The following is a 22,491-nucleotide window of genomic DNA, read 5'->3' as shown; positions in this document are numbered from 1 at the left end:
TTTCATGTAGTACTTTTGTGATTGCTGCTGTTAATGTTGTTTTTCCGTGGTCTACGTGACCGATTGTACCAATATTTACATGTGGTTTAGTTCTTTCGTATTTTTCTCTTGCCATTTTTTTTCTCCTTAATCTATCATTAATTGTATATTATTCGTTTTTAAGTTTATCTAACATACTTTGAGGTGCTGGCTCATAATGAGAGAATGTCAAAGTATGAGTTCCTCTACCTTGAGTTTTACTTCTAAGGTCTGTTGTGTATTGGAACATTTCTGATAATGGAACAAATCCTCTAAGAGTTTGAACACCATTATGAAGTTCCATACCTTCAATCTTACCTCTTCTTGCTGTTAAGTCACCCATAACATCTCCAAGGTATTCTTCAGGAACAACAACTTCAATTTTAAAGATAGGTTCAACTAAAACAGGGCCTGCTTTAGCCATAGCTTCTTTAAATGCCATAGAACCAGCCAATTTGAAGGCCATTTCAGAAGAGTCGACATCATGGTAAGAACCGTCTACTAATCTTACTTTAACATCAATAACTTCATATCCTGCAAGGATACCATTTTCCATAGCTCCTTGGATACCTTTGCTAACAGGTTCGATATATTCTTTAGGAATTGCACCACCAACGATTTCGCTAGTGAATTCATAACCTTTACCTTCTTCATTTGGTTCGATTTCAATAACAACATGACCGTATTGACCTCTACCACCTGATTGTTTAGCATATTTGTAGTCAGCTCTTGCTGGTTTAGTAATTGCTTCTTTGAATGCAACTTGTGGTTTACCAACATTAGCTTCAACTTTAAATTCTCTAAGAAGTCTATCAACGATAATTTCAAGATGAAGTTCACCCATACCTTCAATAATTGTTTGACCTGTTTCATCATCTGTCTTAAATCTGAATGTTGGGTCTTCTTCTGCTAATTTTACTAAAGCAGCGATCATTTTTTCTTGACCTGCTTTTGTTTTTGGTTCAATAGCTACAGAAATAACTGGATCTGGGAATTCGATTGATTCAAGTAATACAGGAGCATTTTCAGCACATAAAGTATCACCTGTTGTTGTATCTTTTAAACCAACTAAAGCAACGATATCACCAGTTCTGATTTCTTCAATTTGCTTTCTGTCGTTCGCATGCATTCTTAAAATACGACCAACTCTTTCTTTTTTACCTTTTGTTGAGTTATATACATATGAACCACTTTGAAGTGTTCCAGAGTAAACTCTTGTAAATGCTAATTTACCAACAAATGGGTCAGCCATAATTTTAAATGCTAATGCTGAGAATGGATCGTCATCTTTAGGATGTCTTTCCATTTCTTCACCTGTTTTTGGATCATGTCCAATCATAGCTGGTACATCAAGTGGAGAAGGCATTAAGTTAACGATAGCATCAATTAACATTTGAACACCTTTGTTTTTGAATGCTGTACCGCATAATACAGGTATAAAATCAAGATTTAGAACACCTTGTCTTAAAGAAGCAATAATTTCTTTTTCTGTTATTTCTTCTCCTTCAAGGTATTTTTCCATAATTTCTTCGCTGTTTACAGAGATTTCTTCTAATAATTTTTCTCTGTATTCTTCAGCTAAATCCATCATATCTTCAGGGATATCTGTTTCTTCAATATCATTACCTTGGTCATCATGATAAATAAATGCTTTCATTTTAACCAAGTCAACAATACCTACGAAATCTTCTTCTTTACCAATAGGTAATTGAATTGGAACAGGATTTGCTCCAAGTCTTTCGCTGATCATTTTTACTACATTGTAGAAATCAGCACCCATGATATCCATTTTATTTACAAACGCGATTCTTGGTACGTTATATTTGTCAGCTTGTCTCCATACTGTTTCACTTTGAGGTTCAACCCCACCTTTAGCACAGAAAACTGCAACAGAGCCGTCAAGTACTCTTAGTGAACGTTGAACTTCTACTGTAAAGTCAACGTGTCCAGGTGTGTCGATGATGTTAATTTCATGACCTTTCCAATGACATGTTGTAGCTGCAGAAGTAATTGTAATACCTCTTTCTTGTTCTTGTTCCATCCAGTCCATTTGAGCTCCACCTTCATGAGTTTCCCCAATTTTGTGGATTTTACCTGTATAGTACAAGATTCTTTCAGTAGTTGTAGTTTTACCAGCATCGATATGAGCCATAATTCCGATATTTCTAACTTTATCTAAACTAAACTCTCTTGCCATCTTTTATTCACCTTACCATTTAAAATGAGCGAATGCTTTATTAGCTTCTGCCATTTTATGAGTATCGTCTTTCTTTTTAACTGAAGCCCCTGTGTTATTGATAGCATCAATAATTTCAGCAGCTAATCTTTCTTTCATTGTTTTTTCGCCTCTGGCTCTTGTGTAAGTTACAAGCCATCTTAGACCTAATGTTTGTCTTCTATCAGGTCTGATATCCATTGGAACTTGGTATGTTGCACCACCAACTCTTCTGGCTTTAACTTCAAGTGAAGGCATGATATTATTTAAAGCTTCTTCAAAAGCTTCTAATGGTTCTTTTCCTGTTTTTTCTGCTACGATGTCAAAAGCACCGTATACAATTTTTTGAGCTACACCTTTTTTTCCATCAAGCATAACGTTGTTTAATAACTTAGTTACTAAAACTGAATTATACATTGGATCAGGTAGCACTTCTCTTTTTGGTACTGGACCTTTTCTTGGCACTGTACTTCCCTCCTAATAATTTAAATTTTTTCATTGGTACTCGATAAGTAAAAATTTATCGTTGTGCTCTATATATTAGATATATAGGTATAAGGCTTGCCTTATAGTTACACACATTATAAATTATTTCTTAGCACCGTATTTACTTCTAGATTGTTTTCTGTCAGCAACTCCTTGAGTATCAAGTGCTCCTCTAATAATCTTATAACGTACACCTGGTAAGTCTCTTACTCTACCACCTTTAACCATAACAACACTATGTTCTTGTAAGTTATGACCGATACCTGGAATGTAAGCTGTTACTTCCATACCGTTAACAAGTCTAACTCTGGCAATTTTTCTCATAGCTGAGTTTGGTTTTTTAGGTGTAGCAGTTCTTACAACTGTGCACACTCCTCTTTTTTGAGGATTAGATTTAAGAGCAGGAGATTTAGTTTTGTAAACTAAGTCTTTTCTACCTTTTCTAACTAATTGATTAACTGTTGGCATTAAACCTTATTCCTCCTTCCTCAAATTTTTAATATACAAGCAACAGCAGCATCTATGCTTATGTTGCATGCTTTACCTAATTCTTTTTTTGTGGCTACATATTCTATAGTCACATCGTTTTTTTGACAAATATTAACTATTTTGTCTTTTATTGCCGCATCTGTGTCCTTAGCCAAAAACACTTTCAAAGCTTCATTTTGTTCAACAGCTTTTAAAGTCTGTTTTGTGCCAACCACATATTGTGATTTAGGTATTTCATTAAGCATTTTTTCAACTCCTTTTCACAGTCAGCCTAAAAAGTTTATCAAAAAAAACTTGAAATGTCAATAAAAATCGGCATTTCAACGATTTTTTTTATATAATATTTAAAACTAAAAAAAAACACTTAACAAAATATATTTTATACCTTTAATTTAAAATAATCCAGTATTTTTCTATTATTTTACATATTTTTTTACACTTACTAATGTTAATATTACACTAACAGCAAAACAAATTAAAAATATGTAATTCATTTCATCTACAAATGTATTGTTCATAAAAGATATAAAACTAAACAAACCAAAAATTAAATTACAAAAACAAAAAAATAAAACAAAAAATCCCTTTAATAACTTCATATTTGTCACCTCATACAAAGTTTATAAAATGGGTTTCAAATAATTTGTAGTTTTATAAAAAAATAAGACTGATTTTTATCAGTCTTACTCTATATTTATTGTAACACTATAAACACATCCGCTATCAACCAAATCTATATCATCTTTATTTATATCACTTATAATTGCATCTATATAGTATTCTCCGGGTTTCAAATTTCCGGTTTCTACTATGATTTCTTCGCTTATCTCTCCAGTTACATTATTTATTGTTTTATTATAGGCATATGTCTCATTTTTCACATCGTATATTCCCAAAAATATATTTGTATTTCCCTCTTCAAATATGTCTTTTGCCTTTAATTGTAATTTTATTGTTGAACCTTTTGAAAAAGTCTGACCATCTTCTATATTGCTTATATATATGTTTTTATCTTTAAACTTTTCATCTTCATTCTCTTTCCCAAAAAGATTGTTAAAAAACTCAACTATACCATTTTGTTTTTCTTCAGTTGAATATGAAGCACTATTACTTACATTAGAATGTTCACTAGATAAATAGTTAGAAATAAAAAAGGCTATGCCCCCCAAAAGCAATCCAAGTAATATTATAAAAACAATAATAACAAAAAACAAATTCCTTAAAGAACTATTTCTTCTGCGTCTTTTTCTTCTCATTACATTTACTCCAATATATTTTGGTTTCTTTAAAAATATATCATAAAAAAATTGTAACTACAATGATATATATAAAAAAAGAGCATTAAAGCTCTTTTATATCTCATCTATAATTTTACCATCTGTGGAAATAGTAACAACTTGCCATGGAATAAATTTCCCGCTTTCAAAAATTGCTTTTTTCACTGCATTTTCAATTCCTCCGCAGCAAGGAACTTCCATTCTTACAACTTTAACACTTCTTATATTATTTTCTTTTATAATGGCTGTAAGTTTTTCACTATAATCAACACTATCCAATTTAGGACAACCTATAAGTGTTATATGATCTTTTATAAACTCATTATGAAAGTTACCATATGCATAAGCACTACAATCTGCTGCAATAAGAAGTTTTGCATTTTCAAAATAAGGAGCATTAACAGGAGCTAATTTAATTTGGACAGGCCACTGTGATAATTTACTATTAACATTTACATATTCATTTTTATTTTTTGATTCATCTAATTCATTTTCTTTCCTATTTATTGCTTTTGAAGAACTTCCAGGACATCCACAAGGAAGATTGTTTTTTTTCTTTTGATTTTCCATAACAGCTTTTTCATCATAAGCCAATGCTTCTCTTTCTTCAAATGATATTGCACCTGTTGGACAAACAGGAAGGCAATCTCCAAGCCCGTCACAATAATCATCTCTAAGTAATTTTGCTTTTCCGTTAACCATCCCTATTGCTCCTTCATGACAAGCCTTTGCGCATAGTCCGCAGCCATTACATTTTTCTTCATCTATTTTAATAATTTTTCTAATCATTATTTTCCTCCAAAATTATAATATAAATTGATTATCTATTGGCATTATAATATAATGTATATAAAATTTACGTTGCAAATGCAACAAGAAAGGATTTTTATGAAAAATTTATATGAAAAATTAAAAAAAGTACCTTTATTCGATAACATACAAGAAAAAGAAATAAATGAAATAATAAACCAATCATATATAAAATCATATCAGAAAGATGAATTTATTTTAAAAGCAGGTGACTTCATATTTAATACAGGAATAATTTTAAAAGGAGAAATCAGTGTTATTAGTGAAGACTTTTGGGGAAATAAAAATATAATCTCAACTTTATCTGAGGGGAATATTTTTGCAGAAATATTTTCTTTAAAAAATAATATACCTTTAAATGTAAGTGTTGTATCAAATGAAAATTCAACAATATTATTTATTAATGTAAATGAAATAATAAACAAAACAAGAAACTTTATATTTATAAAAAACCTTATGAATATAATAAGCACAAAAACGTTAATGCTAAATAGAAAAAACGAACTTCTGTCAAAAAGAACCATAAGAGAAAAAGTTATGACTTTTTTATCTCAACAAGCTATAAGTGCAAATAACAATTCTTTTAAAATACCTTTTTCAAGAGAAGAAATGGCGGACTTCTTAGCAGTTGACAGAAGTGCGTTATCAAGAGAATTATCAAAAATGAAAAAAGAAGGAATTATAGCGTACAATAAAAATAATTTTACATTAATCACAAAATGATTTTATAAAAATAAATCAATCAAATTATATTTATTAATAATTTCTTCCATTCTATTAATATTAACATCTGAATGTTCAAGCTCTCTTGAGTATCTCCATGCAAGTTCTATTTTATCATTTTCACAAAACCTATCTTTTAATATTGATTCTTGTATCTTACAAATAATATCCCAAATATATGTACTTAAAACAGCAATACCAATTTTAGAAATGATATCATAGTCATAAACTCCACCAGAAAAATATACATATATAAAATATACTAATATTTGTTCAAGCTGTATTTGTGAATTGACTTCAAAACTTAAATCAATATTTTTTTCACAAATAAGTTTATTCCACTTTTCTTTATCATCATTCCATTTTTCATCTAGCAATTCAAACTCATCTAAGATTCGTAGGATTTTATTTGCATTTTTTTTATTTATCCATTTATTATATATTAATTCTATTTCTTCGTTTTTAAATCTATCTTCATATTCAACTAAGATATTTTCTATATTAAAAATATTATTTTCATCAATACATTCTTGTATTTTTTCACAAAGAATTAATACCTTATTTATTCTAATAAATATATCTTCACTTCTGTTTTGAATTATTTCTAATATTACTTTCCTGCTTTGCTCTAGAGCAGAATATAAAAAGAAATCAAAATCATCATCTTCAATCTCTTCTTTGTCATCTTCTACTGTTATAAATGAAACTTTATTTTTGTTACTTAAAATCATTTCTGCCACCATAGGACAAGACAAAGCAAGAGACATCTCCCTCTCATTTTCAAACTCTTCTGTATGATATGGATAATTTTTACATGTATCACACATCATTCCTCTCCCTGCTTCTATATGTATATCGCAAAGATTATCTTCATTTAAAAATGCACATCTTTTATTATATTGTTTATAAATCCCTTTATCAAAATCAACAGAATTCTTAAGTCTATTTCCAAAAGAACCTTCACAAGATATATATTTCTCAATTGTATTTTCATCAATTACAATCTGCCACCCTTCACAACAGCTTTTAGGGCATTTATCCATAAGGCAATAAAATTTTTTATAATAATCAGGATATGTATATAACATAAACATCCTCCTTGTTTCATATATAATATATTTTATATTTTAACATTTTATTTACAAATAAAAAAGCCGATATATATCGGCTTTTAATCTTCTCTTTTATCTCCTACAAAAAATAATGCAACAGTCCCCGGTCCCGTATGAGCACCTATTGTAGTTCCAACACTATTTATAACTACTTTGCCATCTAGTTTTTTAAACTTTTCTTCAATTTTATCTGCAACGGCTCTTGCATCTTCAAAACATGCAGAATGAGAAATATAACATTTTCCGCTATAATCAAGACCATCTTTTGCATGCTGTTCCATTCTTTTAACAATTTCTTCAATTACTTTTTTCTTTCCTCTGTATTTATTTCTTGGAATAAGTTTTCCGTCATAACTCATATTTAATAACGGACAAATTTTAAGAGCTGTACCAAATATAGCAGATGTTCTCGATATTCTTCCTCCTCTAAAATAGCTTGTTAAATCAGTTGAGAAAAACCAATGATGTATATTTAATCTGTTATCCAATACCCATTTCGCAACTTCATCAATACTTTTTCCTTCTTTCTTCTTTTCATTTGCCAATGTAACAAGTAATCCATAACCGCTTGAAGCACCAAGAGAATCTATAACATATATTTTTCTATTTGGATATTTATCTTCTAGTGTCTTTTTTGCAATATTTGCAGAATTAATTGTTCCGGAAATACCGCTCGACAAAGTTATATGCAAAATATCCATATCCTTTTTTAAAATACTTTCAAAAAGCTCTATATATTCTTCAGGGCTTATTTGAGAAGTTGTGGGCATAGCCCCCATCTCAATCTTTTTATAAAACTCATCAAATGGTATCGTCTTTCCTAAATCATCCTTATATTCTTTGCCTTCTAAAATATAATGGAAATAGGCTAAAGGGATATCGTTTTGTTTAAAAAATTCATAACTCATGTCTGCAGTAGAACAACATGTTATTTTATAATCACTCATTTTAACCCCTCCCTTGTATATATTTATTATATCACAAAATAATTTTTTACATAATGCAAATGACATATTTTCATAATATCAAAATATCATCATATATATTAATATGAAAAAAATATTTAATAACACAAAAGAAAAAATAACAAAATCTCTTCAACTTCCGGAAGATATTTTACTTGAAAAACTAAATATAGAGATTCTCGGAAATGAGAAAATAAACATAATAAACCATAAAGGAATTATTTATTATAGTAGTGAAAATATAAGAATAAATTCAACTTCAGGTTTATTATCAATTAAAGGTAAAGATTTACTATTATCAACATTAATCAGTGAAGAATTAATAATCGAAGGAGAAATAGATTCAATCGAATATATAATATAGGAGAATAAAATGTTTATCTTAAAATTTTATCATTACATAATGGGCTATTATTTAGTAGAAATAAAAGGGATTAATCCCGAAAAAATAATAAATTTATTAAATATAAACAATATATCAGTATGGGATATAACAAAATCAGACAAAACAACCATAGCATTTAAAATAATGTTATCTGAAATAAAGAGCGCAGAAAAAATAGCAAAAAAAGCTCATTATATAATCGAAATAAAAAAAGAATATGGAAAAAATACATTGTTAAAGACACTACAAAAAAGAAAAATATTTATTTTTAGTGTCTTTTTAATTTTTATTGTAATGTTTTCTTTTTCTTTCTTCATATGGGACATAGAAATAGAAGGCAGTAAAAATATTGATACAAACAGTATTATTGCTACTCTCGAAGATATAGGATTTAAAGAAGGATGCTATAAATATGGTATAGATAAAAAACAAATATCTAAAAAGCTTCTAAACACATATAATACATTTTCAGATGTAACAATAGAATATAAAGGAACAAAAGCTATAATAAAACTAACCGAAAAAAATTCTCCAATAAAACAATTTGATAAATCAAGAGCAGTAGATATAGTGGCTGCAAAAAGCGGAAAAATAGAAAGTATTATTGCTTATAATGGTATAACAAAAGTTAAAAAGGGTGATAAAGTAAAAAAGGGAGACTTACTTATAAGTGGAGAAATAAGCTACGAAGGAAAAGACGGTGATATGGTTTCTTATTATATACATGCTATGGGTGATGTGTTTATAACAAGCGAATACACTTATAACAACATCAAAATCAACCCATATTTAATACAAGAAGATGACGAGTATGAAAAAGAAGTAACTTATTCTTTTAAAAATAGAAACTTTAATTATAAAAAAACTATCAAAGACAAATCATATATCCAAATAAAAGAAGAAAAGAAGAAAACTAAGTTACTTTTTATCCCTCTACCTATAGAGCAAACAACAACAAAGTGGTATAATATAAAGAATTTAAAGAAGAAAAATAAAGAACAAATTGAAAATGATGTCATCGAATATTTAAATAAAACCCAAAATATTGACAAAGATAACATAATTGATATATATTTAAATATTGATGTGTCGAATGACAACTACTACAATATTACTGCAACAATCAAATTAAAAGAAAATATTGTAGAAGAAAAAGAAATAAAAAAATAATAAGGAGAATAATTTGGAAAAATTCACTGCAAAAATAGACATCCCAAGTGACGAATTTGACAATCTTACACTGTTTGGAAGCAACGATAAATATTTAATCGAAATTGAAGAAAAATTCTCAGTTAAAATTACCCTAAGAGATAATAAGATAAACATAAACAGTGATAATGAAAAAAATCTGTCAAAAGCAAAAGAGCTTTTAAGCTGTATGATAAAGAGAATACAAGACAACTCTGCAATAAACGATCATACATTTCACTATCTTTTAAATTTGATTGATGAAGACAAAAAGGACATAGGAAACTTTGACCAAGTTATATGTTATACATTTAAAGGTAAACCAATTAAAACAAAAACAATAGGTCAAAGTGCATTTATAAATGCAACCAAAAGAAATGATATTGTATTTTCCATAGGTCCTGCAGGAACAGGAAAAACTTATCTTGCAGTCGCTCTTGCTGTAAAAGCATTAAAAAACGGTGATGTTTCAAGGATAATATTGACAAGACCTGCTGTTGAAGCAGGAGAAAGTCTAGGTTTTCTTCCGGGAGATTTAAAAGAAAAAATTGATCCTTATTTAAAACCTTTATATGATGCATTATTTGATATAATGGGCAGCGAATCATATGAAAGAAACGTAAGCAGAGGCAATATAGAAATAGCGCCTCTTGCATATATGAGAGGAAGAACTTTAAACGACTCTTTCATTATTCTTGACGAAGCTCAAAATACAACAAGAGAACAAATGAAGATGTTCCTTACAAGACTTGGAGAAGGTTCAAAAGCAGTCGTAACCGGAGATGTAACACAAGTTGATTTACCAAGTGGAAAAAAATCAGGGCTTTTATATGCAGAAAGAATTTTAAACAAAGTCGAAGGAGTAGATTTTGTACATTTAACAAAGAGAGATGTAGTAAGAAATCCTTTGGTACAAAGAATTATTGAAGCTTATGAAGAATATGAAACAAAAAAACAAAGAGACTAAAATATCAGCTTTTTTTGAGAATGTAAAAACAAATAAAAAAGTAAAATTATCCATAGCAATAATTTTCTTCATTTTGACTTTTGTTCTATCTTTTATAAGTGCAATACCACATCGATATGATGTAGAAGTTGGACAAGTTGCTACGGAAGATATTATTGCGCCAAGAAAAATTGTTAACACAAAACTTACAAACAGCTTAAAAGAACAAGCTGTGGAACAAACTCCAAATGTATACGACTATATACCTGGAACAAAAGATTCAGTAATAAAAAATATAAATACACTATTTAAAGAACTTGAAGAAATAAAATCAAATGATTTAACCGAAAGTTCAATAGATGTATACAACAGTAAAACAGGAATTGATTTAACAAAGGAAACTTATCAAACATTAATAAATCAAGATAAAAATACAAGAGATAATATAAAAAATGAAATAATATCTTTAATAGAAAACATTTATAACGATGAAGTAGTATCTGACGAAATAGATACTTACTATGCTAAAATAAACTCATATTTTACAAAGTCTTCCTTTAATGAAGAAATAAGCAATGCATGTAAAAATATATGCAAAAATGCATTAAAAGCCAATATGGTACTTAATGAAGAAGCAACAGAACAGGCTAAATTAAACGCAAAAAATGCGGTAGAAGATATTACTTATGAACCTGGTGAAGTGATTATCAAAAAAGGTGATACTATAACTCAAAATCAAATAGACGTTTTACAAGAAGGCTCAATGATAAGAATCAGTTTATTTGATGACTATAAAACCACAATAGGTCTTGCCTCCATGATTTTACTTTTAATGGTTATATATACTCTTTATTTAAAGATATTTCATAATCATATATATAACAACAATAAACTTTTAGCTTTAATAGCAAGTCAGTTCTTATTAATGATAGTATTATCACAAATTGCAAGTTTATTTAATATATATTTAATACCCATCTCAATAATGAGTATGACTTTATGCATATTAATAGGTCCAAGAATAGCAATAAATACAAATGTATTTATAACCCTTCTATTAGCAGTAACTTTAGATATTAATACAGAAGCTTTAATATTCCTTCTATTATCAGGTTTTGTAGGAATACTATATATGCAAAGAGTTCAAGAAAGAAGCAAAATATATAAAGCTGCTTTAATTGTCTCTATATCAAATATGATTATAGTTTTAATAAACAGCGTACTTGAAAATACACTTGGAATAAGTATGTTTTATAACATATTATATGCAGGAATAAACGGACTATTATCAGGAATGGTCTCTCTTGGAATGATGCTTTTCTGGGAATATATATTTGATATTTTAACACCATTTAAACTTCTTGAATTATCAAGTCCTACAAATGAACTTATAAGAAAACTTATAACAGGAGCTCCTGGAACATATCATCACTCTCTTCTTGTAGGTAATCTTGCACAAGAAGCCTGCAGCGACATAGGTGCAAATGGACTCTTAGCAAGAGTAGGAGCATATTATCACGATATTGGAAAAAGCGAGAAACCGCTTTTCTTCAGCGAAAATCAACAAAACGGTAACAATCCTCACGACCATTTAGACCCAAATGTTTCCGTAAGGATTATAAAAAACCATGTAAGAGACGGTGTATATTTGGCAAATAAATATAAGTTGCCTGATGAAATTATTGAATTCATAAAAACTCATCATGGTGATACTTTAATACAGTATTTCTATGTAAAAGAAAAAGATAGAGGATATGAACCTGATTTAAAATCTTATTCTTATGAAGGTCCAAGACCAACAACAATAGAAACTTCCGTTGTTTTACTTGCAGATGGAGTTGAAGCTGCGGTAAAAAGTATGGATACAGGGAATAAAGAAAAAATAAAAGAAATGATTGATAAAATAATTGATAAAAAAATAACAGACCATCAATTAGATGATTCTCCACTAAAAATGAAGGATATTGATACAATAAAAAAAGCATTTTTAAGAGTCCTTACAGGTGTTTATCATGAAAGAGTTCAATACCCAGGACAAGAAAAAATAAATCAAGAAAATGAGGTAAAGTAATGATAGAAACAGAAGTACTTTTTGATAATAGAAGTAAAGAAGAAATTTCTAAGGAAACTTATGATAAAATAGAAAATGCAATAAACGAAACACTTAAAAACGAAAATTTTACAAAACCATCTCAAGTAAGTGTATCAATCGTTGACGGTGAAGAAATAAAAGAGCTTAACAAATATTACAGAAATATTGATAAAGAAACAGATGTACTTTCTTTTCCTATGGATGAAGAAGGATTTGAAGATGAAGTTGTAATTTTGGGAGATGTTGTTTTGTGTATAGATAAAGCTAAACAACAAGCCGTAGAATTTGGTCACAGTACAGATAGAGAAATTTGCTACTTGACAGTTCATTCAATTTTACATCTTTTAGGATATGACCATATGGATGACGAAGAAAAAAAAGAAATGAGATTTCATGAAAAAGAAGTTATGAAAAAACTAAATCTTACAAGAGATTAAGGAGAAGAAATGAAAAAAAACATAAAAAGATTAATAAAAAGTTTTAAATATGCATTTCATGGAGTTGAATATAATTTTAAAACACAACAAAACTTTAAAATTCATTGTACATGTGCCCTTCTTGCAATCATAGGAGCAATTTTATTAAAATTTTCTTACTATGAATGGTTATTACTTGGATTTATAATTTTCCTTGTAATAATACTTGAAGCTGTAAATACGGCAATAGAAGAAGCTGTTAACTGTGCAACAAAAGAAATGAATGAAAATGCAAAAAGATCAAAAGATTCAGCAGCATGTGCCGTATTAATCGGAGCATTTATGGCTGTAATAATGGGTATAGCTCTATATATACCTAAAATAATACATTTAATATGGGGATAAGAAAAATGAACAATAATTATAAAAGTGGATTTATATCAATTATAGGAAGAACAAACGTAGGAAAATCAACACTTCTTAATACACTTATAGGTCAAAAGATATCAATAATATCAAATAGACCTCAAACAACAAGAAATAATATTAGATGTATAAGAACTACAAATACATCTCAAATGGTTTTTATAGATACACCGGGCTTTCATAAACCTAAAAGCAAACTATCTGATTATATGGTAGAAGTTGCAGGTGAATCTTTTAAAGAAGTAGATTTAATTCTTTTCCTTGTTGAGGAAGACTTAAATATAGGAAGAGGCGATGAATTCTTACTTGAAAAATTAAAAAATGAAAAAACACCTGTAGTTTTGGTAATAAATAAAATCGATAAAATAAAAAAAGAAGATATTCTTGTAAAAATTAAGCTATATGAACAATATGACTTTATAAAGGATATTGTTCCCATAAGTGCTTTTAAAGGAGAAAATATTGACACTTTAGTTGAAATAATAGAAAAATATCTGCCTTATGGACCTATGTACTTCCCTGAAGACATGGTAACAGACAGAAGCGAAAGATTTGTAGTCAGCGAACTTATAAGGGAAAAAATATTAAGATCTCTTAAAGAAGAAATACCTCATGGAACCGCAGTAGAAGTAATGCAAATGAAAAAAAGAAATGATAAGGAAATTTATGATATTGAAGCAAATATATATACAGAAAGAGAAAATCATAAAAGAATTATCATTGGTAAAGGCGGTAATATGCTAAAGAAAATCGGCAGCGAATCAAGAAAAGAAATTGAACAAATGCTTGATTGTAAAGTCAATTTAAAATTATGGGTTAAAGTAAAAGACGAATGGAGAGATAAACCAAACATTTTAAATTCTCTCGGATATAACAAGAAGGATGAACTATAAAATATGAGCGCAATAAAATATGAACTAATAAAAGAAGATAAAAGAAGCGGTGCAAGAGTTGGTAAAGTAATAACTCCTCACGGAGAAATACCTACTCCTATTTTCATGCCTGTAGGAACAAGGGCTACAGTTAAAGCAATGCTTCCGGAAAGTTTAAAAGAAATAGATGCAAAAATAATATTAGGAAACACATATCATCTATATTTACGACCGGGAGATGAAATAGTAAAAAAAGCCGGTGGTCTTCATAAGTTTATGAACTGGGATAGACCAATCCTTACAGACAGCGGTGGATTTCAAGTTTTTTCTTTAAGTAAAACAAATGATATAACAGAAGAAGGTGTAACATTCAGAAGTCATATTGATGGAAGCAGACATTTTATTACACCTGAAAAATCCATGGCAATTCAAAATAATTTAGGCTCTGATATAATGATGGCTTTTGATGAATGCGTACATTATGGAGCAGATAAAACTTATACAAAAAACTCTCTTGAAATGACTACGAGATGGGCAAAAAGATGTAAAGAGGCTCATAAGAATACTGAAAAACAAGGACTTTTTGGAATTATACAAGGTGGAATGTTTAAAGATTTAAGAAAAGAATCTGCAACACAGCTTATTGATCTTGATTTTCCTGGATATGCAATCGGAGGTCTTAGCGTAGGGGAACCTATGGATATGATGTTTGACTTACTTGATTATACAACTCCGCTGCTTCCAAAGGATAAGCCAAGATATTTAATGGGTGTAGGAAGTCCTGACGCTCTATTAGAAGGTGTTAAAAGCGGTATAGATATGTTTGACTGTGTTTTACAAACAAGAATGGCAAGAAACGGTACAGCCCTTACAAGCAGCGGTAGAGTAACTTTAAAAAATGCAAAATACAAAGAAGACTTTACTCCACTTGATCATAAATGTGACTGCTATGTTTGTAGAAACTATACAAGAGCTTATTTAAGACATTTGGTTGTATGTAAAGAAATTCTTGCAAGTATGTTAGTAAGCTATCATAATTTATACTTCACTTTGAAATTAATGGAAAATATGAGAAACGCCATTATGGAAGATAGATTTTTGGAATTCAAACACCAATTTGAAAGTGATTATGGAATAATTTAAAAATCAATTCAAGGAGAAAAAAAATGGGAATGAATAATGTTTTTGCAATGCTAGTTATTATTATTGTTATGTTTGTAGTAGTATATTTCTCATCAATAAAACCACAACAAAAAAGATTTAAAGAACATCAACAACTACTTGACAGCATTAAAAAAGGTAATAAAATAATGACAGTTAGCGGCCTTTATGGAACTATTTTAGAAGTTTATGATGAGGATATATTAATTGCACTTGATCCAGAAGGGGTAAAAGTAAAATTAAACAGAAATGCTGTTGTTTCAATAATAGAAGATAAAAAAAGTAACGAAGAATAAAAAGCGTCTTTATAGACGCTTTTTTTATACAAACAAATCCCCTTTTACCATTCTGTTTGTCCATCTTAAAAATGTTTGATAGGATACATTCAAATGTTTTGCCGCTTTTCTTGATGAGATTTTTCCATTTTGCCATAAGTCATAAAATTCAAAAAATTCATCCGGAATATGTATTCGAGGTCTGCCAAATTTTACCCCTCTTGCCTTTGCTGCCATAATCCCCTCTCTTTGCCTTTGTTTTATATTTTCTCTTTCAGACTGCGCAACATAACTTAAAAGCTGAAGCACAATATCGGCAATGAGTGTTCCTGTCAAATCTCTTCCTTCTCTTGTATCAAGTAAAGGCATATCTATAACGACAATATCTATATGCCTTTCTTTTGTCAAAAGTCTCCATTGTTCTAAAATTTCATCATAATTTCTTCCAAGTCTGTCAATACTTTTAACAACAAGAACATCACCTTTTTTCATCGTCTTTAAAAGTTTTTTGTAATTTGGACGATTAAAATCTTTTCCGCTGAATTTATCAACAACAATATTTTTCTCTTCCACCGGAAACTTTCTCATAGCCTCAAACTGCCTTGCAACATTTTGTTCTTTGGTTGATACTCTCACATAACCATAAATTTTCATAAAAAATACCTCCGTTTTTTCTTTCCTAAAATAAGGAAACACATTTACGGAAAAAGAAAATATATTTAATTTTTTTATAAAGTTATAATGAAAAGCATAAACCAAACAAAAATAAATAAAACTACATATGGCTATATTTCGTCCCAATCACAAGATGACATCCTTTTTATTTTAAATCTAATACAACAATATATTTATACTACTATACGACTTGTAGGGTTAAATAAAAAAGCCCATAAAGGACTTTTATTCAAACATATCTTTTAATAAATATTTTTCTACAATAATTGCACTGTCTTTAACACATCCAGAACAACTTCTTATAGGAGGAGCTTCGTTTCCAAGATTTTTTAATTCTTTACATTTTACGGTTGTATTCATTTCTCTAAATTTTTCCATAAGCTCATTACCAAGTTTTAAAGTTTCAATTTTTGTTTTAGGATTTTTCAAATTTTTATCACTATTAAAAAGCCCTGCCAACATTATCATTCCACAAACGCTACCACAGGTTTCATTTGTTCTTGCAATACCGCTTCCAAATCCTTCTGCCAAAGCAAATGCAGTCGCTTCATCAACTCCAAGTAAATCACAATATGTGCAAACAACTGCTTGTGAACAATTATATCCATTCTTAAATTTTTCAACTGCTATTTCTACTCTTGATTTTTCCATTTCTTCTCTCCTTAAATTATTTAAAATCATTTTATTCTTTTTTTAATAATTTATCAAATATATCATTATAATAATTTCTATATTGACTGTTTTTTCGCCAAATAAAACTAAATTCATGATCTATTTTCATATCTTTTATATTGAGTTTACAAAACTCTTCACTTTTTAATTCTTTTTCTACTGCAAGTTCATATAAAAAAGTTATTCCCATATTTTTTTTTATGAAATTTTTTATTATATCAATGCTGTTTATTTCCATTTTATTTTTAAAATCAGAAACTAAAACACTTTTACTCTCTAAGTATCTTTCAATAAGTTCTCTGCTTCCAGAACCTTTTTCTCTTATTATAAGTCTATAATCAAGCAAATCTTCAAGAAAAAGTTCCTTATCTTTTAAATCACTTAAACAGCTGCATACACCTACATAATTTTCATTCGATATCGTAATATATTCATATTCACTTTTAGGAAAATACCCTTCAATAATTGCAAAATCTATTTTACCGTCATTTAAGTATTTAAGTAATTTATCAGTATTTCCAACAATCATTTTAATATTTGTATTAGGATATAATTCTAAATATTTGTCTAATTTATCCGGCATTAAATATTCACCTACAGTTAACGTAGCACCAAAAATAATAAATTTACTCTTATTATCTATATGAGATATTTCATTTCTAAGTTTTAAATCATCATGTTTGAGAGTTGTAATGTAGTTTAAAAATACCTCTCCCTCTCTTGTAAGATATAGTTTTTTTGATTTATACCCAAATAACTTTACTCCATAACTTTTTTCAAGGTATTTTATATGTTGAGTTACGGCAGGTTGAGTAATATTAAGATTTTTTGAAGCCTTTGTTATATTCATGCATTTACAAACTTCTAAAAAAGTATCTACCCTAAAATCTAACATTACAGTTCTCCTTTTAAATCTATTTTACACATTATAACATATTTTTATATATAAATAAATATTTATAATTTTAAATTATTTATAAAAGATGATAGAATACATAGGTATTAAATCAAATAAAGGAGAAATTATGGAATTTATAAAACAAAACATCAAAGGTTTAATTTTATGTCTTATAATATCAATTCCTGCATGGTATCTTGGTAAACTTGTTCCTGTTGTTGGTGGACCTGTATTTGCCATTATTGCGGGAATGGTTATAACATTATTTATCAAAGATAAATCAACTCTTCAACCCGGTATTACATTTACATCAAAGAAAATACTTCAATATGCAGTTATTTTACTTGGTTTTGGAATGAACTTAACAGATATTTTAATGAAAGGTAAACAATCTCTACCCATCATTATCGCTACAATTTCAACATCACTTATTATTTCATACGTATTATGTAAATTGTTAAAAATACCATCAAAAATATCTACACTTGTAGGTGTTGGGTCATCAATATGCGGTGGTTCTGCAATAGCAGCAACTGCACCGGTAATAGATGCTGACGATGAAGAAATAGCACAAGCAATTTCCGTTATATTCTTATTTAATGTAATTGCAGCTTTAATATTCCCTGCACTTGGTTCAATGCTCGGGCTTTCAAACGAAGGATTTGGTTTGTTTGCTGGTACAGCTATAAACGATACATCTTCAGTTACTGCTGCAGCAGCTGCTTGGGATGGCATTCATGGAAGCAATACTCTTGCTGAAGCAACAATAGTTAAATTAACAAGAACTCTTGCTATTATACCTATAACACTAGTACTTGCTTTTGTTAGAACAAAAAGAGAAAAAAATGAAGGCGGAAATAAAGTAAATATAAAGAAAATTTTCCCTTTCTTTATTCTTTACTTTGTACTTGCTGCAGTAATAACAACTGTATTTAACCTATCTCCTGCAATAACAGATCCGATAAAAGAATTAAGTAAATTCTTTATAGTAATGGCTATGTCCGCAATTGGACTTAATACACATATTGTTAAACTTATCAAGTCAGGAGCAAAACCTATATTTATAGGGGCTTGCTGTTGGGTAGGAATAGCATTTGTAAGCTTACTAATGCAACATTTACTTCATATTTGGTAAAATAAAAGCACTGCTTTGCAGTGCTTTTTTAAATATATTCTTTTATAAATTCTTCAAAAAGTTTTCCGGCTTCTTCTTGCACCTTTAGACAACCTCTTATAGGATCTTTATGTCTTGGTCTTATATATTCACAGTCTATTGAGCCAAATTTTTTGGTATATACTTCAACCCATTTTTTCACAATTTCTTTCATTTTATCATTAGTGGAAGGTTTATCTTCCGTAAACATTAATCCAATAGCAGCAATCCCGCCTGCAAAAGCTCCGCAGGTTTTACCACTGTTAAGACCAAATCCATAAGGAGCAAGCATTTTAAAGGCTTTAGTATCTATATCTATTTCATACTTCACTGAGAGCGCCTCAATAAGCGTCTCACCACAGTTTTTGTGATATAAAGGTTTTTCTTCATCAATCTTTGAATGCTCTTCTTTTTTGATGTCAGCGATTATATCAACAACACTTTTTTCAATCATTCTTTTTCTCCTACATTTTTTCTGGAGCACTTACACCTAATATACTCAATGTATTACTTAATACTTCTCTTGTTGCAACAACCAAAGCAAGTCTTGCATTAAGCAATTTTTCATCATCTACGATTACTCTATGAGCATTATAGAATGAATGGAAAGCAGAAGCTAAATCCATAGCATATTTTGTTATTTTACTTGGATCTAAATCTTTACTTGCCTTTATTACTTCATCACTAAAGTTTGCAATAACTTTAAGTAAGTTTAATTCTTCTTTTTTATCAAGTAAATCAAAGTTTTCTATTTTCACTTCTTTATTGATATTTCTTATAATACTGCAAATTCTTGCATGTGCATATTGAACGTAAAATACAGGGTTTTCACTTGATTTTTTAATAGCAAGATCAAGATCAAAATCCATATGTGTATTTGGTTTATTGTAGTTAAAAATAAATCTTGCAGCATCTTTTCCTACTTCATCAACCAAGTCAGATAATGTAAAAATATTACCTTTTCTTTTAGACATTCTAACTTGTTCATCACCTTTAACTAGACGAACTAACTGCATTAAAATTACTTCTAATCTATCTTCACTTACTCCAAGAGCAACCATAGCTTTTTTAAGTCTTGCAACATGTCCATGATGATCTGCGCCCCATACGTTTATTGCATAATCAATATTTCTTTTTACCAATTTATCATAATGATATGCAATATCAGCAGCATAATAAGTAGGTACCCCATTTTTTCTTATTAAAACTTCATCTTTTTCAAGTCCGTAATCAGTACCTTTGAACCATACTGCATCATCTTTTTCATATACACTTCCCATTTCTTTCATTTTATCAATAACATCAGTTATTGCACCTGAATTATGAAGTGTTTTTTCACTGAAAAATACATCATAATTTATACCATAATTTTTAAGGTCATTAACCATATTGGTAACATTCTTGTCAAGAGCAAATTCAACAAGTTTATGTTGTCTTTCTTCTTCATCAACGTTTTCAAGTTTATTTCCATATAATTCAATATGCATTTTGGCAAGTTCAATTATATCGTCACCCTTATAACCATCTTCAGGAAACTCAACATCATGTCCTAAAGCCTGTAAATATCTTGCTTGTAAAGATTGACCAAATTTTATAATTTGATTTCCGGCATCATTCAAATAAAATTCTTTTGTTACTTTATATCCTGCCCAAGTAAAAATATTACTTATAACATCACCTATTGCGCCACCTCTTGCATTTCCTATATGAAGAGGACCAGTTGGATTTGCACTTACATATTCAACATCAACAGTTTTCGGATTTTCTTCAACGATTTTACCGTATTTTTCTTTTAATGAAATTACTTTTTCCATTTCATCATATAACCATTTATTGTCTAATGTAAAGTTAATAAATCCAGCACCTGCGATTGAAATATCTTTTACATATGAATCTTTTGTATCAATATTTTTTACAATATTTTCGGCAATAAGTCTAGGATTACATCTTGCCTTTTTTGCAAGTTGCATTGCAGTATTAACACTAAAATCACCAAATTTTTCTTCTCTTGGTACTTCCACTTTTATAGATGGAATATCTTCTTTACTTATTTCTATTAATTTTTCATCTATACATTTATTTATTGAATCTTTTACTAATGCTATAATTTCTTTTTCTCTTGTTTTCTTTCCGAACATTACCTTCTCCTATTATTCTTTTATTGTTAGTTTATGTTTTATTTCATATCTTTCAAAACCTAAATCAATAAGCTTATCTATTAAATCAGAATATTTAACTCCCATATAGTCCCACATTTTTGCATACATACTTATATTTGTAAAACCGGGAAGTGTATTAACTTCATTTAAGTATAAATTACCGTTATCTTTATCAAGGAAAAAATCTACTCTGGATAAACCGCTTCCTCCAACAGCTTTAAAAGCCCTAACGGCATAAGTTCTTATTTTTTCTATAATATCATCGCTAACCTTTGCAGGTATATCTATTCTGCTGTCATCACCTGATAAATATTTTGCTTCATAATCGTAAAATTCTTTACATGAAACAATTTCTCCTGGATAAGAAGCCTCTGGATGAGAATTTCCAAGAACAGCAACTTCTATTTCTCTTGCATTAATTGCCTTTTCAACCAATATTTTTGTATCAAACTGTACCGCTTTTTTTAGTGCATCTATTAAACCTTGTCTATCCTTTGCTTTTGAAATACCAACACTTGAGCCCATGTTTACAGGTTTTACAAACATAGGATATGGAAGATTTTTTTCACATTTTTCTATCGTTTCATTTAAAAGTTTATCACTTTCAATATCCGTATTAAATACTAAAACATCGTCAACAACAGGTATATCTACGCTTTTAAATACTCTTTTGGCAATATCTTTATCCATACAAACTGCAGAAGTCATTACTTCACAGCCAACATATGGTTTATTCATCATTTCAAATAAACCTTGAATTCTTCCATCTTCACCGTTTTGTCCATGAAGAACAGGGAAAATTATATCTATATTTTTAATTATTTCATCATCAAAAAGTGAGAATTCAGATATTAAATTTTCGCTATCATTAATCCATTCATTATTTTTTATTTTTTCAACATCACCTTTGTAAATATAAAATTTACCTTCAAGTGATATTCCAATCAAAGTTAAATCATATTTTTCTTTGTCGATTCCGTTTATAACATTATATGCAGACAACAAAGAGACATCATATTCTCCGGATTTACCACCGAATATAATACCTACATTTTTTTTATTGTTCATTTAATACTCC

Annotated in this window: 27 protein-coding genes; 11 read left to right on the top strand and 16 right to left on the bottom strand. The window is 29.0% G+C overall.

Annotation, left to right across the window (positions count from 1 at the left end; all coding sequences use genetic code 11):
• The 8 genes from V2W16_RS10140 to V2W16_RS10105 all read right to left on the bottom strand — a co-directional run.
• The coding region (locus V2W16_RS10140) for a GTP-binding protein (RefSeq protein ID WP_329384169.1) at positions 1 to 115 on the bottom strand (115 nt) is incomplete at its 3' end.
• Between the two features lie 33 nt (positions 116 to 148).
• A complete protein-coding gene (gene fusA, locus V2W16_RS10135) occupies positions 149 to 2,215 on the bottom strand; it encodes an elongation factor G (protein WP_253229908.1) in 2,067 nt (688 codons plus the stop codon).
• Between the two features lie 12 nt (positions 2,216 to 2,227).
• Complete coding sequence (gene rpsG / locus V2W16_RS10130) at positions 2,228 to 2,698, bottom strand: 30S ribosomal protein S7 (RefSeq protein ID WP_138269656.1); 471 nt, start codon at positions 2,696 to 2,698, stop codon at positions 2,228 to 2,230.
• Positions 2,699 to 2,821: 123 nt separating this feature from the next.
• Complete coding sequence (gene rpsL / locus V2W16_RS10125) at positions 2,822 to 3,187, bottom strand: 30S ribosomal protein S12 (RefSeq protein WP_138269657.1); 366 nt, start codon at positions 3,185 to 3,187, stop codon at positions 2,822 to 2,824.
• Between the two features lie 20 nt (positions 3,188 to 3,207).
• Positions 3,208 to 3,453 (bottom strand): L7Ae/L30e/S12e/Gadd45 family ribosomal protein, encoded by a 246-nt coding sequence (locus V2W16_RS10120; protein ID WP_253229909.1) that lies wholly within the window; start codon positions 3,451 to 3,453, stop codon positions 3,208 to 3,210.
• 171 nt (positions 3,454 to 3,624) lie between these two features.
• On the bottom strand, positions 3,625 to 3,807 hold the full coding sequence (locus V2W16_RS10115; RefSeq protein ID WP_253229910.1) for a hypothetical protein: 183 nt from the start codon (positions 3,805 to 3,807) through the stop codon (positions 3,625 to 3,627).
• Positions 3,808 to 3,891: 84 nt separating this feature from the next.
• Positions 3,892 to 4,464: a hypothetical protein gene (locus V2W16_RS10110; protein ID WP_329385370.1), complete on the bottom strand. Its 573-nt coding sequence runs from the start codon at positions 4,462 to 4,464 to the stop codon at positions 3,892 to 3,894.
• A 96-nt stretch (positions 4,465 to 4,560) separates the two neighbouring features.
• A complete protein-coding gene (locus V2W16_RS10105; protein ID WP_253229912.1) occupies positions 4,561 to 5,274 on the bottom strand; it encodes a 4Fe-4S dicluster domain-containing protein in 714 nt (237 codons plus the stop codon).
• A 99-nt stretch (positions 5,275 to 5,373) separates the two neighbouring features.
• On the opposite strand from V2W16_RS10105, the gene V2W16_RS10100 reads away from it, so the two are divergent.
• Positions 5,374 to 6,018 (top strand): Crp/Fnr family transcriptional regulator, encoded by a 645-nt coding sequence (locus V2W16_RS10100; protein ID WP_329385365.1) that lies wholly within the window; start codon positions 5,374 to 5,376, stop codon positions 6,016 to 6,018.
• Positions 6,019 to 6,020: 2 nt separating this feature from the next.
• Here V2W16_RS10100 and fliB read toward each other — a convergent pair whose 3' ends face one another.
• Both fliB and V2W16_RS10090 read right to left on the bottom strand, forming a co-directional pair.
• A complete protein-coding gene (fliB, locus tag V2W16_RS10095) occupies positions 6,021 to 7,106 on the bottom strand; it encodes a flagellin lysine-N-methylase (RefSeq protein ID WP_329385362.1) in 1,086 nt (361 codons plus the stop codon).
• 83 nt (positions 7,107 to 7,189) lie between these two features.
• Complete coding sequence (locus tag V2W16_RS10090) at positions 7,190 to 8,077, bottom strand: DegV family protein (RefSeq protein WP_329385360.1); 888 nt, start codon at positions 8,075 to 8,077, stop codon at positions 7,190 to 7,192.
• Between the two features lie 103 nt (positions 8,078 to 8,180).
• Here V2W16_RS10090 and yqfC point away from each other — a divergent pair, with 103 nt between their 5' ends.
• From yqfC to yajC, 9 genes are read left to right on the top strand one after another with little or no spacing between them, the layout of a single operon-like run.
• Positions 8,181 to 8,459, top strand: a complete 279-nt coding sequence (yqfC, locus tag V2W16_RS10085) for a sporulation protein YqfC (protein WP_253229914.1) — start codon at positions 8,181 to 8,183, stop codon at positions 8,457 to 8,459.
• 9 nt (positions 8,460 to 8,468) lie between these two features.
• Positions 8,469 to 9,650, top strand: coding sequence for a sporulation protein YqfD (locus tag V2W16_RS10080; RefSeq protein WP_329385358.1), 1,182 nt, complete (start codon positions 8,469 to 8,471; stop codon positions 9,648 to 9,650).
• Positions 9,651 to 9,663: 13 nt separating this feature from the next.
• Positions 9,664 to 10,635, top strand: coding sequence for a PhoH family protein (locus tag V2W16_RS10075; protein WP_329385355.1), 972 nt, complete (start codon positions 9,664 to 9,666; stop codon positions 10,633 to 10,635).
• Positions 10,610 to 12,685, top strand: a complete 2,076-nt coding sequence (locus V2W16_RS10070; protein WP_329385352.1) for an HD family phosphohydrolase — start codon at positions 10,610 to 10,612, stop codon at positions 12,683 to 12,685. The genes V2W16_RS10075 and V2W16_RS10070 overlap by 26 nt, the downstream gene beginning before the upstream one ends.
• Positions 12,685 to 13,143, top strand: coding sequence for an rRNA maturation RNase YbeY (gene ybeY / locus V2W16_RS10065; protein WP_329385349.1), 459 nt, complete (start codon positions 12,685 to 12,687; stop codon positions 13,141 to 13,143). Before V2W16_RS10070 ends, ybeY begins: the two co-directional genes overlap by 1 nt.
• A 9-nt stretch (positions 13,144 to 13,152) precedes the next feature.
• A complete protein-coding gene (locus tag V2W16_RS10060) occupies positions 13,153 to 13,527 on the top strand; it encodes a diacylglycerol kinase family protein (protein ID WP_253229917.1) in 375 nt (124 codons plus the stop codon).
• A 5-nt stretch (positions 13,528 to 13,532) separates the two neighbouring features.
• Positions 13,533 to 14,441, top strand: a complete 909-nt coding sequence (gene era / locus V2W16_RS10055; RefSeq protein ID WP_329385344.1) for a GTPase Era — start codon at positions 13,533 to 13,535, stop codon at positions 14,439 to 14,441.
• Positions 14,442 to 14,444: 3 nt separating this feature from the next.
• The gene (tgt, locus tag V2W16_RS10050) at positions 14,445 to 15,563 is read left to right on the top strand and encodes a tRNA guanosine(34) transglycosylase Tgt (RefSeq protein WP_138269450.1); all 1,119 of its coding nucleotides are present in this window, start codon (positions 14,445 to 14,447) and stop codon (positions 15,561 to 15,563) included.
• Between the two features lie 23 nt (positions 15,564 to 15,586).
• Positions 15,587 to 15,877: a preprotein translocase subunit YajC gene (yajC, locus tag V2W16_RS10045; RefSeq protein ID WP_329385339.1), complete on the top strand. Its 291-nt coding sequence runs from the start codon at positions 15,587 to 15,589 to the stop codon at positions 15,875 to 15,877.
• A 24-nt stretch (positions 15,878 to 15,901) separates the two neighbouring features.
• On the opposite strand, the gene V2W16_RS10040 is transcribed toward yajC, so the two are convergent.
• The 3 genes from V2W16_RS10040 to V2W16_RS10030 all read right to left on the bottom strand — a co-directional run bounded on the left by V2W16_RS10040 (position 15,902) and on the right by V2W16_RS10030 (position 18,098).
• Complete coding sequence (locus V2W16_RS10040) at positions 15,902 to 16,510, bottom strand: recombinase family protein (protein WP_329385336.1); 609 nt, start codon at positions 16,508 to 16,510, stop codon at positions 15,902 to 15,904.
• 246 nt (positions 16,511 to 16,756) lie between these two features.
• Positions 16,757 to 17,182: a C-GCAxxG-C-C family protein gene (locus tag V2W16_RS10035; RefSeq protein WP_329385333.1), complete on the bottom strand. Its 426-nt coding sequence runs from the start codon at positions 17,180 to 17,182 to the stop codon at positions 16,757 to 16,759.
• Positions 17,183 to 17,213: 31 nt separating this feature from the next.
• Positions 17,214 to 18,098, bottom strand: a complete 885-nt coding sequence (locus V2W16_RS10030) for a LysR substrate-binding domain-containing protein (RefSeq protein ID WP_329385330.1) — start codon at positions 18,096 to 18,098, stop codon at positions 17,214 to 17,216.
• A gap of 130 nt (positions 18,099 to 18,228) precedes the next feature.
• On the opposite strand from V2W16_RS10030, the gene V2W16_RS10025 reads away from it, so the two are divergent.
• Positions 18,229 to 19,236: a YeiH family protein gene (locus V2W16_RS10025; RefSeq protein ID WP_329385327.1), complete on the top strand. Its 1,008-nt coding sequence runs from the start codon at positions 18,229 to 18,231 to the stop codon at positions 19,234 to 19,236.
• Positions 19,237 to 19,264: 28 nt separating this feature from the next.
• Here the strand turns inward: V2W16_RS10025 and V2W16_RS10020 are convergent, their stop codons facing one another.
• The 3 genes from V2W16_RS10020 to V2W16_RS10010 are packed head-to-tail and all read right to left on the bottom strand — an operon-like array spanning position 19,265 to position 22,481.
• Positions 19,265 to 19,708 carry a C-GCAxxG-C-C family protein gene (locus V2W16_RS10020; protein WP_329385324.1) on the bottom strand — a complete coding sequence of 148 codons (444 nt, stop codon included), beginning with the start codon at positions 19,706 to 19,708 and terminating at the stop codon, positions 19,265 to 19,267.
• A 10-nt stretch (positions 19,709 to 19,718) separates the two neighbouring features.
• Positions 19,719 to 21,392, bottom strand: a complete 1,674-nt coding sequence (gene argS, locus V2W16_RS10015) for an arginine--tRNA ligase (RefSeq protein WP_329385321.1) — start codon at positions 21,390 to 21,392, stop codon at positions 19,719 to 19,721.
• A 12-nt stretch (positions 21,393 to 21,404) separates the two neighbouring features.
• A complete protein-coding gene (locus V2W16_RS10010) occupies positions 21,405 to 22,481 on the bottom strand; it encodes a D-alanine--D-alanine ligase family protein (RefSeq protein WP_329385318.1) in 1,077 nt (358 codons plus the stop codon).
• Positions 22,482 to 22,491 lie beyond the last annotated feature (10 nt).

The organism is Anaerofustis butyriciformans (assembly GCF_036289385.1).
Classification (GTDB): Bacteria; Bacillota; Clostridia; order Eubacteriales; family Anaerofustaceae; genus Anaerofustis; species Anaerofustis butyriciformans.
This window is presented reverse-complemented; position numbering and strand designations above follow the sequence as displayed.